Source organism: Streptomyces sp. Y1, assembly GCF_041053115.1.
In the GTDB taxonomy this organism is placed as follows: Bacteria; Actinomycetota; Actinomycetes; order Streptomycetales; family Streptomycetaceae; genus Kitasatospora; species Kitasatospora rubellomurina.
This window is the reverse complement of the sequence record NZ_CP163445.1, coordinates 2,989,629-3,004,771: the sequence shown is the minus strand read 5'-3', so window position 1 is coordinate 3,004,771 and position 15,143 is coordinate 2,989,629. Positions and strand designations below refer to the sequence as shown.

Sequence of the window (15,143 nt, the reverse complement as noted above, 5' to 3'; positions counted from 1 at the left end):
GACACCGGTGGGACGCCCGGCTGGCGCCGCTACCGCCGCCGGCCGACCGGCCCCGTCCCCTGGGCGCCGAGCACCACCAGGCCGACCGCCAGCCAGGCCAGCCCGACCAGCTGCGCCGTGGTCGAGGCCTCGTACACGACCGCGCCGATCACCGCGATGCCCAGCACCGGCACGGCCAGGTGCCGCAGCCGGTCCCGGGAGCCGTGCCGCACCGTGTACCAGCCGACCACCGAGGCGTGCAGCAGCGCGAAGGCGGCCAGCGCGCCCACGTTCACCACCGAGGTGAGCCGGTCCAGCCCGTCGTCCCGCTCGGCCGCCCAGACCGCCGCCGCCATGGTGACCGCCGCGGCCGCCAGCAGCGCCCGGCGCGGCACCGCGCTGGCCGGGTCGACCGCGCCGAGCGCGCGCGGCAGCCGCCCGTCCCGGGCCATCGCGTAGACCAGCCGCCCGGCCGCCGCCTGCCCGGCCAGCGCCGCGAAGGCCGCGCCGATCGCCTTGCTCGCCGCCACCAGCACGTGCAGCCAGTGCCCGATCCCGCTCTCCACCGTGTCGTAGAAGGCCGAGCCCTGCGCGGCGGGGTCGGCGGCCAGCCGCTGCGGCGCCGTCGGCGCCAGCACTGCCGCCAGGTAGGTCTGCGCGACGAACAGCACCCCGGCCAGCGCCAGGCACCACAGCACCGCCTTCGCCACCGCCGCCGAGGCGCCGACCGCCTCCTCGACGAAGGTGGCGATCGCGTCGAAGCCCAGGTAGGAGAGCACCGCGACGGACACCGCCGAGACCACCGCGGTGAGCGAGAAGCCGCCGACCGCGGTGAACGGGGTGTCCCAGCCGCGCCGCGCGCCGCCCTGGGCCAGCGCCACCACGGCGGCGGCCGTGAACACCAGCAGCACCGCGATCTCCAGCGCCAGCACCGCGAAGCCGACCACCGCCGCCGTGCGCACCCCGACCAGGTTGAGCGCCGTGGTGACGAGCACCGCGAGCGCCGTCCACAGCCAGCGCGACACGTCCGGCACCAGCGAGTGCAGCGCGATCCCGGCGAACAGGTAGGCCACCGCGGGGATCAGGACGTAGTCGAGCGTCGTCATCCACCCGGCGAGGAAGCCCGCCCCCTCGCCCAGCCCGGCCCGGGCGTAGGCGAACACCGAGCCGGTCTGCGGCACCGCGCGCACCATCTGCGCGTACGAGTAGGCGGTCAGTCCCATCGCCACCGTCGCGGCCAGGTAGACCGCGGCGACGGCGCCGTGGCTCCGGGCGTCCAGCACGCCGAACACGCCGACCGGGGCCATCGGGGCGATGAACAGCAGTCCGTAGACCATCAGGTCGCGCACGCCCAGGCTGCGGCGCAGGCCGCTCGGGCCCGGCTGCTCGTTCGTCGCGCTCGTGGACACGCTCATGGACACCAGATTCGATCACCGGTGACCGGTTCCGCCCGGGAAGTTCCGCCAGTCGGTGCCGCCCGGCGCCGCGACCGGCGCGGCCCGCCGCCGCCCGTACGATGGAGCCATGTCGAATTCCGCGCAGCGCCGTGTCCTGCTCGCCGCCCCCCGGGGCTACTGCGCGGGCGTCGACCGCGCCGTGATCGCCGTCGAGAAGGCCCTGGAGCAGTACGGGGCCCCGATCTACGTCCGCAAGCAGATCGTCCACAACAAGTACGTGGTGCAGACCCTGGAGAAGCAGGGCGCGATCTTCGTCGACGAGACGGAAGAGGTGCCCGAGGGCTCGATCGTGGTCTTCTCCGCGCACGGTGTCGCGCCGTCCGTCCACGACGAGGCGAAGGCCGGCAAGCTCGCCACCATCGACGCCACCTGCCCGCTGGTCACCAAGGTGCACAAGGAGGCCGTGCGCTTCGCCGACGAGGGCTTCGACATCCTGCTCGTCGGCCACGAGGGCCACGAGGAGGTCATCGGCACCATGGGCGAGGCCCCGGACCGCATCCACCTGGTGGACGGCGCCGAGGACGTCGCGCAGGTGAAGGTCCGGGACGAGTCCAAGGTCGTCTGGCTGTCCCAGACCACGCTGTCCGTGGACGAGACCATGGCCACCGTCGGCGAGCTGAAGAAGCGCTTCCCGGCGCTGGTCAGCCCGCCCAGCGACGACATCTGCTACGCCACCCAGAACCGCCAGGTCGCCGTCAAGCAGCTGGCCGAGGAGACCGACCTGCTGATCGTGGTCGGCTCGAAGAACTCCTCCAACTCCGTCCGCCTGGTCGAGGTCGGCCTGGAGTACGGCGCCAAGGCCGCCCACCTGGTGGACTTCGCCGAGGAGATCCGGGAGGAGTGGCTGGAGGGCGTCACCACGGTCGGCCTGACCAGCGGCGCCTCGGTGCCGGAGATCCTGGTCGACGGCGTGCTGGAGTGGCTGGCCGCGCGCGGCTACGACACCGTCGAGACGGTCAAGACCGCCGAGGAGCACCTGACCTTCTCGCTGCCCAAGGAACTGCGCCGCGACCTGCGCGCCGAGGCCGCGGGCAAGCTGTAGACCACCGCCGAGGAACCCGGTGTCCGTACGGGCACCGGGTTTTTCGCTGTGCGGGCCCGCTCCGGCTCTCGTAGTTTTGTGCACAGGCTGTGGACAGACGGGTGCACGGGTCGCGGAGGGTGGTCGTGATGACGGCGGTATTCGGCGTGGACATCGGCGGTTCGGGGATCAAGGGCGCCCCGGTCGACCTCGCCCGGGGCGCGCTCGCCGAGGAGCGGTACAAGGTGCTCACCCCGCAGCCGTCCGCGCCCGAGGCCGTCGTCGCGGCCGTCCGCGAGGTGGTGCGCCACTTCGACCACCAGGGCCCGGTCGGGCTGACCTTCCCCGGCGTCGTCGTCGGCGGCCGCACCAGGACGGCGGCCAACGTGGACAAGGGCTGGATCGGCCTGGACGCCGCGGGCCTGTTCCGCGAGGCGCTGGACCTGCCCGCGACCGTCCTCAACGACGCCGACGCGGCCGGGATCGCCGAGACCGCGCACGGCGCCGGGCGGGGCGAGCAGGGCGTCGTCCTGGTGCTCACCTTCGGCACCGGCATCGGCAGCGCGCTCTTCGTCGACGGCGCGCTGGTGCCCAACACCGAGCTCGGTCACCTGGAACTGCGCGGCAAGGACGCCGAGCGCCGGGCCTCCTCGGCCGCCAAGGAGCGCCACGGGCTGAGCTGGGAGCAGTGGGCCGGGCGGGTCGACGAGTACCTGGACCTGGTGGAGATGCTCTTCTCGCCGCAGCTGATCGTGATCGGCGGCGGGGTGAGCCGCAAGCACGAGAAGTTCCTGCCGCGGCTGCGCGAGCGCGAGGCGCGGGTGGTGCCGGCCGAGCTGCGCAACGACGCGGGCATCGTCGGGGCCGCCATGGCGGCGGCCCGGGCTGCCGACTGAGGGCCCGCTACGGCTGAGGGCCCGCTACCGCGCGCGGTGGATCCGGCGCTGGGCGACGAAGCGGGCCAGCACGATCAGCGCGGCCAGTCCGGTGCCGGAGAACAGCCAGCCGGCCCGCAGCGCCAGCCCGGTCGCCAGCGCCACCACCTGGGCGGTGACGCCCGAGGAGTTGACGGGCGCGAGCAGCAGCAGCGCCGCCGCGAAGGCGATCGGCCCACTGATCGGCGCGGCCAGCAGGTCGGCGTAGCGGACCCGGACGGCCAGCTGGAAGCAGACCACCAGGTAGCCGACCCCGAACAGCCAGCCGAGGCCGTCGAACAGCAGCCGGTCCACGCCCGCGACGGCGAGCGTGGCCAGCACCGCGACCACGCCGGTGCCGACCGCCGTCAGCCGGGTCGGCCGCCCGGTCCGCCGCCGCCCGTACAGCGCGGCGTCGCCGCGTCCGCGCAGCGGCAGGCGCAGCCGCAGCCGGGGGGTGGCCGGGCGGGCGGCGGGCTGGCCGGCCACCGGGCGCAGCCGGGAGGCGGGGGCGGCGGGGGCTCCCTCGGGAGCCCGGCCGGGACCGGGAACGGAGGCCCCGGCCGCGCCGCTGCGCGGACGACGTCTGGGCCCTGGCGGCTGGGTACGGGTGCTCTGCTCCACCCGCCCAACGTACGGTCCGATCATCGCCACACTGTGTAATGGACCGTTCAGGTCTTGATCCGTGTCTCCGGAAGGAGTACTCCTGTGATCGTCATTCGGGGGGCTGACCTGCCCGGCCGAGTCGACACACCATGATCATCGGATGACCGCACGACCGCACGGGGGACCGTCATGACCACCGAGACCGCAGACTTCGCCTTCGAGCGCCTGGACCACTTCCAGCTCGACATCCCGGCCGGCGCCGAGGACGAGTGCCGGGCCTTCTGGGTCGGCGTCCTCGGCATGACCGAGCTGGCGAAGCCGCCGGTGCTCGCGGCGCGCGGCGGCTGCTGCGAGTCCTGATTCGGCGGGGCGCGGCGGCGGCGTCGAGGTCCACCTCGGCGTCACCCCCGACTTCCGCCCGTCCGTCAAGGGCCACCCCGGCATCCTGGTCCGCTCCCTGGACGCCCTCGCCGCCCGCCTCACCGCGCACGGCCACGAGGTGACCTGGGACGACAACCTGCCCGACCACCGCCGCTTCTACGCCGCGGACAAGCTGGGCAACCGGCTGGAGTTCCTGGAGCCGCGGGCGGCGTCGACCGAGGCGTGAGCGCGGCTTGGGGCTGCCCGTAGACTTGGGGGTCGGCCCGTACGGTGCCGACCCAACTCCTCCAAGCCCACGGGACTGCGCTTCATGTCGCTCACGATCGGAATCGTCGGCCTGCCGAACGTCGGCAAGTCGACCCTGTTCAACGCCCTGACCAAGAACGACGTGCTGGCGGCCAACTACCCGTTCGCCACCATCGAGCCGAACGTCGGCGTCGTCGGCGTCCCGGACGAGCGGCTGACCAAGCTCGCCGAGATCTTCGGCTCGCAGCGCATCCTCCCGGCCACCGTCGACTTCGTCGACATCGCCGGCATCGTGCGCGGTGCCAGCGAGGGCGAGGGCCTGGGCAACAAGTTCCTCGCGAACATCCGCGAGTCGGACGCGATCTGCCAGGTCGTGCGGGCCTTCACCGACCCCGACGTGGTGCACGTGGACGGCAAGGTGTCGCCCAAGGACGACATCGACACCATCCACACCGAGCTGATCCTGGCCGACCTCCAGACCATCGAGAAGGTCCTGCCCCGGCTCCAGAAGGAGGCGCGCCTCAAGAAGGACACCGCCCCCGTCCTGGCCGCCGCCGAGGCCGCGCAGGCCGTCCTGGAGACCGGCAAGACCCTCTTCGAGGCCGGCTTCGACACCACCCCGATCCGCGAGCTCCACCTCCTCACCGCCAAGCCCTTCCTCTACGTCTTCAACGTGGACGAGGCCGAGCTGGCCGACGAGGACTTCAAGAACGCCCAGCGCGAGCTGGTCGCCCCGGCCGAGGCGATCTTCCTCAACGCCAAGATCGAGTCCGAGCTGATCGAGCTGGACGACGCCGAGGCCCTCGAGCTCCTCCAGTCCATGGGCCAGGACGAGCCCGGCCTCGCCACCCTCGCCCGGGTCGGCTTCGACACCCTCGGCCTGCAGACCTACCTCACGGCCGGCCCCAAGGAAGCCCGCGCCTGGACCATCAAGAAGGGCGCCACCGCCCCCGAGGCCGCCGGTGTCATCCACACCGACTTCCAGAAGGGCTTCATCAAGGCCGAGGTCATCGCCTTCACCGACCTGGTCGAGACCGGCTCCACCGCCGAGGCCCGCGCCAAGGGCAAGGCCCGCATCGAGGGCAAGGAATACATCATGCAGGACGGCGACGTCGTGGAGTTCCGCTTCAACGTCTGAGCGGCCTGACGGCAGTGCCTCGTCGAGGGGCCGGACTCCACCGGAGTCCGGCCCCTCGACGGCGTTCCGGTTCGACCGCGACCCGGAGTGGTACGTTATCCGGTACCACTTGTGGAGGGAGATGCCTCATGTCCATCACCGCGAGCGAGGCCCGCAGGGATCTGTTCCCGCTGATCAAGCAGGTCAACGAGGACCACGACGCGATCGAGATCGTCTCCAGGCACGGGAACGCCGTGCTGATGTCCGCCGAGGACTACGCGGCCCTGCGCGAGGGCTCGTACCTGCTGCGCTCGCCCGCCAACGCGCGCCGGCTGCTGAAGGCCTACGAGAACGCCCTGGGCCGGACGAACCTCGCCGAGCGTGCGCTGATCGACCCCGATGCCGCCGACGCCGGGCAGGCCGACGCGTGAGGCTGGTCTTCGAGGAGCAGGGCTGGGAGGACTACACGTCCTGGCTCAAGCACGACCGCAAGATGCTCGCGCGGCTCAACAAGCTCATCGAGGACACCCTCCGTGACCCGTTCGCGGGGATCGGGAAGCCCGAGCCGCTGAAGTACCACCTGCCCGGCGCCTGGTCGCGGCGCATCGACGACGAGCACCGCCTCGTCTACCTCGTTGGCCACGACGAGATCATCGTCCTGGCCGCCCGCTACCACTACTGAGCGCTCGCCCGTCAGGGGTGGAGGGTCAGCGTCAGGGTGCCGTCCGGGTGGGGGGTGACGGTGACGGTGTCGAGGGTGGGGGTGTGGGCGTCCGGGTGGTGGGGGACGGCGCGGGGGCCGATGCCGAGGACGGGGATGCCGGCGGCGTGGGCGGCGGCGATGCCGGCGCCGGAGTCCTCCAGGGCGAGGCAGTCGGCGGGGGCGAAGCCGAGGGCGGCGGCGCCCTTGAGGAAGCCCTCGGGGTCGGGCTTGCTGGCGCCCACGGATTCGGCGGTGACCAGAACGGGCGGCAGCGGGAGGCCGGCGGCGGCCATCCGGATGCGGGCGAGCGCCAGGTCGGCGGAGGTGACCAGGGCGTGCGGCAGGCCGGCCAGGGCGGCGAGGAAGGCGGGCGCGCCCGGGACGGGGACGACGCCCTCGGTGTCGGCGCGCTCCTCGGCGAGCATCTGCTCGTTCTCGGCGAGGTTGACCTCCATCGGGCGGTCCGGGAGGAGGGCGGCCATGGTCGCGTGGCCCTGGCGGCCGTGGACGACCTCCAGTGCCGCGACGGGGTCGAGGCCGTGCCGCACGGCCCAGGCGCTCCAGCAGCGCTCGACCACGGCGTCGGAGTTGACCAGGGTGCCGTCCATGTCGAGGAGGAGGGCGCGGGTGGTCAGCCGGATGGGGGTGGCGGCGGGCATGGGTGGCTCCTTGGGGGCCTCGGCGACAGAAGGCGAGTCTTTTGTATCTAAATGATACAAAAGATCATCCGAGCAGGTGGGCGTTGACCGCCCGGGCCTCCTCCGCCAGCTCCGGCAGCTCCACCACCTCGACCCCGGCCGCCGCCAGCAGCGCGGCGCCCTGGCAGTCGGTGACGAACAGGTCCGGCTCCCGCCAGGCGACCACCACCCGCGGCACACCGGCCGCGATCAGCAGCCGGGCGCACGGCCGCGGCCGCGAGGCGCGCCGGCCGCAGGGCTCCAGGCTGCTGTAGACGGTCGCGCCGCGCAGCCGCGGGTCGCCGGCCGGGAGCTTGGCCAGGGCCGCCTCCTCGGCGTGGTCGTGCGGGTCCGTCTCCCGGCTGAAGCCCTCGGCCAGCACCGTGCCGTCCGCGCCGACGATCACCGCGCCGACCGAGAAGGCCGTGGTGGAGGGCGGGCAGCGGCGGGAGAGCTCGACGGCCCGGCGCAGGTGGGCGAGGTCGGCGGCGGGGCTGGTCACGGGGCGGGCTCCTTCGGGGCGTACCTGAGCAGGACGACGTCGCCCACGGTACGTGCCTCCAGCAGCCGCATCCGCCGGGTCGGGCCGCCTGGGAACGCCGCCGGGCCGACGAACCTCGGCGCCCCGGCCTGCCCGACCAGCAGCGGGGCGACGGCCAGGTGCAGCTCGTCCGCGAGGCCCCGGGCGAGGAACTGGGTGTGCACCCCGCCGCCGCCCTCGACCATCAGCCGGCGCACGCCGCGCGCGCCCAGGTCGTCCAGCACCGCGCCGAGGTCGACCGCCGGGCCGAGCGCGGCCACCTCGGCCAGTCCGTCCAGCCGGGGGCGCAGCGCCGCCGCCCCGGCGTCGGTGCTGTAGACGAGCTTGGCGCCGCCGGTGTGCCAGAACCGCAGGCCGGCGTCGAGCGCGCCGCTCGCGCTGAGCGTCACCTTCAGCGGGTGCTCGGGGCGGCCCGCGGCGAGCCGGGCGGCCCGCCGCGCCGGGGAGTTGACGAGCAGGCGGGGGTTGTCGGTGCGCAGGGTGTTGCCGCCGACCAGGATCGCGTCGGCGGCCGCGCGCTCCTCGTCGACCCGGTCGAAGTCGGCGGCGTTGGAGAGCAGCAGGCGGTCGGGGGAGGCGTCGTCGAGGTGGCCGTCGAGCGACATGGCGGCGCTGAGCAGGACGAAGGGGCGCTGGCCGGGCATGGGCGGGACCGTTCTCTCGGGTGGGTCCACGGTACGGCGGGCGGGCGCCGGGCGGTTGTCGCTCGGTCGAAATGTGAGACGAATCTTCTCGTGATGTGGAACGTGGGCTAGCGTCGGAACGGCCCGAGAAGCCGTCGAGCCGGACGCCGAGCACCCAGCAGGGGGACCGCATGACCGCACCGAAGCCCGCCGCCGCCGTCTACACCCACGGCCACCAGGAGGCGGTGCTGCGCTCGCACCGTTCCCGCACCGCCGCCGACTCGGCCGGCTACCTGCTGCCCGAACTGCGGCCCGGGCAGGCCCTGTTGGACGTCGGCTGCGGACCCGGCACGATCACCGCGGACCTGGCCGAGCTGGTCGGCCCGCAGGGGCGGGTGGTGGCCGTGGACGCCTCCGCCGAGGTGCTGGCCCGGGCCGCCGAGCACGTCGCCGGGCGCGGGCTCGCCAACGTCGCCCTCGAGTGCGCGGACGTCCACCGACTGCCGTACCGGGACGGTGAGTTCGACGTGGTGCACGCCCACCAGACGCTGCAGCACGTGGCCGACCCGGTGGCCGCGCTGCGCGAGCTGCGCCGGGTGACGGCGCCCGGCGGGGTGGTCGCGGTCCGTGACGTCGACTACGCGTCGATGACCTGGTACCCCGAAGTGCCCGAGCTGGGGCGCTGGTTGGAGCTGTACCGGCAGGTCGCCCGGGCCAACGGCGGTGAACCGGACGCCGGCCGGCGGCTGCTGTCCTGGGCCCGCGCCGCCGGCTTCGCCGAGGTGACCGCGAGTGCCACCACGTGGACCTTCGCGACGCCCGAGCGGCGCGACTGGTGGGGCGGGATGTGGGCGGACCGGGTCACCGGCACCGCGTTCGGACGGACGGCGGTGGAACGGGGCTTCGCCGACCGGGCGGAGCTGGAGCGGATCGCGGCCGGCTGGCGGGAGTGGAGCGCCGCCGGGGACGGCTGGTTCGCCATGCTGCACGGCGAGATCCTGGCGCGCGGGTGATCGGCCGGGGAGGCCGGGCGGGCGAGCGCCGGAAATGGCGCGGCGGATCGTCGGAATGATCGGATAGAGTCGCGCGGCCGCTCGAATCCGGGCCGGTTCGGGTCCGTCCGACCGGCTGGTGCGGAGCGGCCGATGAGTCGAACTGCCGGAGCCGATGCCCGTCGCGGCGGGGTGGGGGAGTCCAAGGTGTCGAAGTCCGAGCTGCCGGAGCCGGGGCCGGAGTCGCCCGCCGGGGAAGCCGCGACGGAACGCGAGCAGGAACGCGAGCAGGAACGCGAGCAGGAACGCGAGCAGGAACGCGAGCAGGAACGCGAGCAGGAACGCGAGCAGGGACACGAGCGCGAACGCGAGCAGGAACGCGGTCCGGCGCCCGAGTCGGCCTCGGCGCGGGAGGAACGCGACCCGCGGATCGACCTCCTGAAGGCCCTGGCGGAGCCCGAGTCCGCCTCGGAGCCCGAGGCGCCCGCCCAGCCCGAGGCCCCCGGGACCCCCGAGGCACCCCCCGCCCCGCCGCAGGCCGCCGCCCCCTTCCCCTCCGCCGCCCCGCCGCAGCCGCCGCCCCCGCCGCTGCCCGCCGGCGGCTGGGCCTCGGTGCCGCCCTCGGCCGTGTCCGGCCTCCAGCCGGCTCCGCACCCGCCCGCGCCGCACGGCGACCCGTACACGTACCCGTACCCGTACCCGTACCCACCGGCCGCCCCCTCCCCCGCGCCGACCAACGGCCTCGCGGTGGCCGCGCTGGTGACCGGCGTGGTGCTGGCCGCGCCGGTGGCGCTGGTCCTCGGCATCGTCGCGCTGACCCAGATCAAGCGCCGCCGGGAGCACGGCTTCGGCATGGCCGTGGCGGGCGTGGTGCTCGGCGCGGTCGGCACGGTGGTCATGTCGCTCGTCCTGGGCGCCGGGGACTTCAGCCCGCGGCACGACGACGACCTCGCCCGCAGCGGCGGCGGGAAGGCCCCGGCCGGCGCCGTGCACTGGTCCGAGCTGAAGGCCGGGGACTGCTACAACGACACCGGCGACGGCGTCGTGGCCAACCCGGGCGGCGACGACACGGTGTACTGGGTGCGCCGGGTGCCCTGCGCGGAGCCGCACCACGGCGAGGTGGCCGGCGGCACCGACTTCCCCACGGCGGACGGCTCGTCCTTCCCGGGCGAGACGGTGCTCCGCTCCCGCGCCGCCGAGCTGTGCCGCCCGGTGCTCGACGAGTACGCGCTCGACCAGTGGGCCGTGCCGGACGGCATGGACGACGTCTACCTCTACCCGACCCGGACCACCTGGGGCCGCGGCGACCGGCGCGTCACCTGCGCCTTCGAGGACCGCGACGAGCAGCACGTGGGGACGGTCCGCACCGACCGGCGCAGTCTGACCGCCGCCCAGCTGGCCTACCTGGAGGCCGCCCGCGGCTTCAACCGGGCCACCGCCGACCAGCCGTCGAAGGACCCGTCCGCCGCCCCCGCCGAGTACCGGGACTGGGCCCGGCGGATGGCCAACGCCTGCCGGGCCGAGGCCACCGCGCTGGACAAGCCCTCGGTGGCCTGGCCGGCCGAGGTCGCCCCGAAGGTCGCCAAGCTGGCCGCGGCCAAGGAGCAGGCGGCCGGCGCCTGGAGCGACGCGGCCTCCGGCACCGACCTGCCCGGCGACATCCGCCGGGCCGAGGGGCTGCAGGTGAAGTCGATGGCGCTCAACGCGGAGATCCGGCGCGGGCTGGGCCTGTCCACCGGCGAGCAGGTGCCCGACCTGCGGGTCTGACGCGGGCCCGCCGCCCCGCCCCGGGGTTACTCAGCGTTAACACCATCCGTACCTGCCGGTAGCTCGCCGGGCGTAGGGTCACGGGCGCGGCCCCGGCCCGACCCCCACGCAGGCCGGGGCCCGTACGCTGGCGCCATGGGCAGCCACCGCGTGATGCGGCAGGACGACAACGGCAACCGCTTCCTGGTCGCCGAGGGGCTCGAACGGGCCGAAGCGGAGCGCCTGGCCGCCGAGTTCGAGGCCCGCGGCCACAAGCAGCTCTACTGGGTGGAGGCGGACGCGGAAGGCGCCGACAGCTGAGACCGTAGGGTTCGGGGCATGGACGAAGCCCCCGAGCAGCCCCCCGCCCCCCGGATCGTCGTCGGCGGCGCGCTGGTCCACCAGGGCCGGGTGCTGGCCGCCCGGCGCAGCACACCCGCGGCGGTGGCCGGGCGCTGGGAGTTCCCCGGCGGCAAGGCCGAGCCGGGCGAGACCGAGGCGCAGGCGCTGGAGCGCGAGCTGCTGGAGGAGCTGGGCGTACGGGCCCGGGCGCTGAGCCGGCTGCCCGGCGCGTGGACCGTGCGCCCCGGCCTGGAGCTGCGGTTCTGGACCGCCGAGCTGCTGGCCGGCGAGCCGCGCCCGCTCCAGGAGCACGACGAGCTGCGCTGGCTGGGCCCGGACGAACTGGACGCCGTCGACTGGATCGGCCACGACCGCGAGGTCCTGCCGCACGTCGCCCCTCTGCTGCACCCCTGACGACCGCGACGGCGAACGGCACCCGGCGGCCCGGCGACGCGCAGACCGCCCGGGTCGGTCAATCGGACAAGAGGACGCGGGACCCGGGATAGCCTGGGCCCCGCTGGGTATGTCACTATTCGGCCCAATTCGTCACCATCGGTGAGCCGCCCCCCAGCCGGCGGCGCCGATCCCGACCAGAGCCGGAGGCCTCGACGGTGCCGAGTACCGGGAGCGGTCGCGGGGGAGAGCGGCGGGCAGGCATCGCGGGGAGCGCCGCCGCCCGCGCCCGGCTGCGCCGGGGCACCCGCCCCGGCACCCCGCAGCCGTCGCCCGGCCGCCGCCGCGCCGCCGCCGCGCCCGCCGGGCCCGCCGGGCCCGCCGAACCCGAAGCGCCGCCCGCCCGCCCCGCCCCCACCCTGGCCGTCCCCCCGGCTGCCGATCCGGCCGCCGATCCGGCCGCCCCCGACGCCGCCGCCCCGGCCGGCCTGCGCAGCCGCCCCGGCCGGCCGTTCCCCGGCGGGCCCGCCGACACCCCGTACGGCCTCGCCGCGCCCCCCGAGGGCAGCCTGCTCGACATGCTCAAGGTCGCCATCGCGATCCTGGACACCGCCGGCCGCGTGGTGCTCTGGAGCCCCGCCGCCGAGGAACTGCTCGGCTGGCCCAGCGAACTGCTGGTCGGCCGCCGGATCGAGGAGCTGATCCCCGACCAGGAGCAGGTCGGCCGGATCCGCGCCGCCGTCCAGGACACGCTGCGGCACGGCCGCTGGGCCGGCAACGCCGAGCTGCGCGACCGGGAGGGCGTGCCCGTCCCGGTGGACGCCCGGATCGCCCTCCTGGTGGACGGCGACGGCACCCCGTTCCTGCAGGTCAGCCTGGCCGAGGCGACCGCCGTCCGGGCCATCGAGCGGGACCTCGCGGTGCGCGACGCGCTGTTCGAGCAGTCCCCGCTGGGCATCGCCATCCTGGACACCGACCTGCGCTACACCGCCGTCAACCAGACCCTCGCCGAGATGAACGGCGTCGCCCTGGACGACCACGTCGGCCGCACCACCGGCGAGACCCTGCCCGAGCGGACGGCCGACGAGATCACCGCCATCCAGCGCCAGGTGCTGGCCACCGGCGAGCCGGTCATCGACGTCACCCTCGCCTCCCCGGTGACCTCCCGGGCCGGCTACCGCTCGATCTCCTACAGCCGGATGACGGACCGCTCCGGCCGGGTGCTCGGCATCTCCGGCACCGTCATGGACGTCACCGAGCGTTACCGGGCCGTCGCCAAGGTCGAGCACGCCCGGCGCCGGCTCTCGCTGCTCAACGAGTTCGGCTCCCGGGTCGGCGACCTGCTCGACGCCGCCATGATCGCCCAGGAGCTCGCCAACTCCGTCGTCCCCCGGCTCACCGACCACTCCGCGGTGATCCTGCTGCAGGCCGTCGCGCACGGTGACGACCTGCCCCGGCACGGCCACGACCGCCGCACCTCGCTGCTGCAGCTCGGCACCGCCTCCGTCCAGGACGGCCCCGAGGTCGAGGTGATGCTCCGCCGCGGCGCCCGGATCACCTTCGCCGAGGACTCCGCCTGCGGCCGGGTGCTGCGCACCGGCGTCCCCGAGCTGCTGTCCGGCGCCGACCAGCTCGACGACGTCACCTACCCCGGGGACCCCAAGACGCAGGCCGCCCACGACCTCGGCGTGCACTCGATGCTGGTCGTCCCGCTGCGCGCCCGCGGCATCGTGATCGGCCTGCTGCTGGTCAGCCGGGCCGGCTACCGCGAGGGCTTCGACCGGGACGACCTCGCCTTCACCGTCGAACTCGCCGACCGGGCCGGCAGCTCGCTGGACAACGCCCGCCTCTACGCCCGCGAACGCACCGCCGCGCTCACCCTCCAGCGCACCCTGCTCCCGCAGCAGGTCCCGCAGCCCACCGGCGTCGAGGTCGCCTACCGCTACGTGCCCGGCAGCAGCGGCACCGAGGTCGGCGGCGACTGGTTCGACGTCATCCCGCTGCCCGGCGACCGCACCGCCCTGGTGGTCGGCGACGTGATGGGCCACGGCCTGCGGGCCGCCGCCACCATGGGCCGGCTGCGCACCGCCGTCCGGGTGCTGGCCGCCCTCGACCTGCCGCCGGACGTGCTGCTGCGGCACGTCCACGAGCTGGCCGACGACCTCGCCCAGGGCCCGGACGAGGCGCTGCTCGCCACCTGCGTCTACGCGGTGTACGACCCGGGCACCTCGATGCTGACCGTCGCCAAGGCCGGGCACATCCCGCCGGTGCTGGTGGTGCCCCGCGAGGAGGCCGACGAGCCGACCCGCACCGGCAGCCCGCTGCCCGGCGGCGCCGGCCGGATCCTCGACCTGCCCTCCGGCGCGCCGCTCGGCGTCGGCGGAGTTCCGTTCGAATCCGTCGAACTGAAGATCGCCGAGGGCAGCCTGCTCGCCCTGTGCACCGACGGCCTGGTCGAGTCCCGGGACAAGGACCTCGACGTCGGCCTCGGCCGCCTCGTCACCGTGCTCCAGGAGCCGTACGCCTCCATCCAGGCCGCCTGCGAGGCGGTGCTCGACACCATGGAGCAGGGGCGCGAACCCGACGACGTCGCGCTGCTGCTCGCCCGGCTCGGCCACGGCCAGGCCGGCACCCCCACGGCCGGCTGGACCCTGCCGGCCGAACCCACCGCCGTCTCCCGGGCCCGCCGGCTGGTCCGCGGCACGCTCGCCGAGTGGGGCGTCGAGGAGCTGACCGACACCGCGGAACTGCTGGTCAGCGAGCTGGTCACGAACGCCGTCCGGTACGCGAGCGCCCCGATCGGGCTACGGCTCACCCTGGGCGAGACGCTGCTGGTCGAGATCTCCGACCCGCTGCCCGACCCGCCCCGCGAGCGGCACGCGGCCGAGGCCGACGAGGGCGGCCGGGGCCTGGAACTGGTCCGCCGGCTCGCGCTGCGCTGGGGCGCCCGGGCCGAGGGCATCGGCAAGGTGGTCTGGTTCGAGCAGGCACTGCCGGGCCGCGGGGCCGAGACGCCGTGAGGCCGGCCGGTCCGTCGCGGGACCGGGACGCATATGCCATCCCGGGCGCTGGGGGAGCGCGCGCCCCGGAAGGGGGCGCGGACGTGGCATTGTGGTTGCGCGGGCGGTAGGACAAAAACCTTCGCCCGATCTGATGTTGTGATGTTGAGGGCGTGTGAACGTACCCCTCGATGATGAATACTCGGTCTTCTCGACATCCGGACGGTCGCGGGTTGGAGGGGTCGGTCCGTTGAACAGCACCCCGGCGCGGAACGCGCCGAGCAGCAGCGGTCATGCCGCTGTTCCCGGGCAGGTCGGCGCCTTGCAACCGCCCACGCCCACGGCCCCACCGGGCGGCCGTGCCGAAGGCCCCGCCCGCACCGCCGTCACCGGGGCGCGGACCTGG

13 protein-coding genes and 2 pseudogenes are annotated in these 15,143 nt (G+C 74.8%); 11 read left to right on the top strand and 4 right to left on the bottom strand.

The features are described from left to right. Positions 1 to 29 precede the first annotated feature (29 nt). Positions 30 to 1,394 carry an APC family permease gene (locus tag AB2U05_RS12580; RefSeq protein ID WP_369183231.1) on the bottom strand — a complete coding sequence of 455 codons (1,365 nt, stop codon included), beginning with the start codon at positions 1,392 to 1,394 and terminating at the stop codon, positions 30 to 32. 109 nt (positions 1,395 to 1,503) lie between these two features. On the opposite strand from AB2U05_RS12580, the gene AB2U05_RS12575 reads away from it, so the two are divergent. Beyond that, positions 1,504 to 2,478: a 4-hydroxy-3-methylbut-2-enyl diphosphate reductase gene (locus AB2U05_RS12575; RefSeq protein ID WP_045697667.1), complete on the top strand. Its 975-nt coding sequence runs from the start codon at positions 1,504 to 1,506 to the stop codon at positions 2,476 to 2,478. A 128-nt stretch (positions 2,479 to 2,606) separates the two neighbouring features. Beyond that, complete coding sequence (gene ppgK, locus AB2U05_RS12570; protein WP_045697665.1) at positions 2,607 to 3,353, top strand: polyphosphate--glucose phosphotransferase; 747 nt, start codon at positions 2,607 to 2,609, stop codon at positions 3,351 to 3,353. 24 nt (positions 3,354 to 3,377) lie between these two features. Here ppgK and AB2U05_RS12565 read toward each other — a convergent pair whose 3' ends face one another. Continuing rightward, positions 3,378 to 3,995, bottom strand: a complete 618-nt coding sequence (locus AB2U05_RS12565) for a DUF6542 domain-containing protein (protein WP_369183230.1) — start codon at positions 3,993 to 3,995, stop codon at positions 3,378 to 3,380. Positions 3,996 to 4,166: 171 nt separating this feature from the next. Here AB2U05_RS12565 and AB2U05_RS12560 point away from each other — a divergent pair. From AB2U05_RS12560 to AB2U05_RS12545, 4 genes and pseudogenes are all read left to right on the top strand, one after another. Continuing rightward, positions 4,167 to 4,584: pseudogene (locus AB2U05_RS12560) on the top strand (glyoxalase). A gap of 84 nt (positions 4,585 to 4,668) precedes the next feature. After that, positions 4,669 to 5,742, top strand: coding sequence for a redox-regulated ATPase YchF (gene ychF / locus AB2U05_RS12555; RefSeq protein ID WP_045697663.1), 1,074 nt, complete (start codon positions 4,669 to 4,671; stop codon positions 5,740 to 5,742). A gap of 128 nt (positions 5,743 to 5,870) precedes the next feature. Further along, a complete protein-coding gene (locus AB2U05_RS12550; RefSeq protein ID WP_045697662.1) occupies positions 5,871 to 6,152 on the top strand; it encodes a type II toxin-antitoxin system Phd/YefM family antitoxin in 282 nt (93 codons plus the stop codon). Continuing rightward, positions 6,149 to 6,403, top strand: a complete 255-nt coding sequence (locus AB2U05_RS12545) for a Txe/YoeB family addiction module toxin (protein WP_369183229.1) — start codon at positions 6,149 to 6,151, stop codon at positions 6,401 to 6,403. The genes AB2U05_RS12550 and AB2U05_RS12545 overlap by 4 nt, the downstream gene beginning before the upstream one ends. An 11-nt stretch (positions 6,404 to 6,414) precedes the next feature. On the opposite strand, the gene AB2U05_RS12540 is transcribed toward AB2U05_RS12545, so the two are convergent. Next, the gene (locus tag AB2U05_RS12540; RefSeq protein WP_369183228.1) at positions 6,415 to 7,083 is read right to left on the bottom strand and encodes an HAD-IA family hydrolase; all 669 of its coding nucleotides are present in this window, start codon (positions 7,081 to 7,083) and stop codon (positions 6,415 to 6,417) included. Positions 7,084 to 7,147: 64 nt separating this feature from the next. Then, a pseudogene (locus AB2U05_RS12535) lies at positions 7,148 to 8,286 on the bottom strand (dihydrofolate reductase family protein). Between the two features lie 170 nt (positions 8,287 to 8,456). Between AB2U05_RS12535 and AB2U05_RS12530 the strand changes: the two are divergent. The 5 genes from AB2U05_RS12530 (at position 8,457) to AB2U05_RS12510 (ending at position 14,758) form a co-directional block, all read left to right on the top strand. Continuing rightward, complete coding sequence (locus AB2U05_RS12530) at positions 8,457 to 9,278, top strand: methyltransferase domain-containing protein (RefSeq protein ID WP_369183227.1); 822 nt, start codon at positions 8,457 to 8,459, stop codon at positions 9,276 to 9,278. Between the two features lie 186 nt (positions 9,279 to 9,464). Continuing rightward, positions 9,465 to 11,024: a DUF4190 domain-containing protein gene (locus AB2U05_RS12525; protein ID WP_369183226.1), complete on the top strand. Its 1,560-nt coding sequence runs from the start codon at positions 9,465 to 9,467 to the stop codon at positions 11,022 to 11,024. A gap of 135 nt (positions 11,025 to 11,159) precedes the next feature. Further along, on the top strand, positions 11,160 to 11,324 hold the full coding sequence (locus AB2U05_RS12520) for a hypothetical protein (RefSeq protein WP_167352932.1): 165 nt from the start codon (positions 11,160 to 11,162) through the stop codon (positions 11,322 to 11,324). Between the two features lie 18 nt (positions 11,325 to 11,342). Continuing rightward, positions 11,343 to 11,759, top strand: coding sequence for an NUDIX domain-containing protein (locus AB2U05_RS12515; RefSeq protein WP_045697646.1), 417 nt, complete (start codon positions 11,343 to 11,345; stop codon positions 11,757 to 11,759). A 197-nt stretch (positions 11,760 to 11,956) separates the two neighbouring features. Then, on the top strand, positions 11,957 to 14,758 hold the full coding sequence (locus AB2U05_RS12510; RefSeq protein ID WP_369183225.1) for a SpoIIE family protein phosphatase: 2,802 nt from the start codon (positions 11,957 to 11,959) through the stop codon (positions 14,756 to 14,758). Positions 14,759 to 15,143 lie beyond the last annotated feature (385 nt).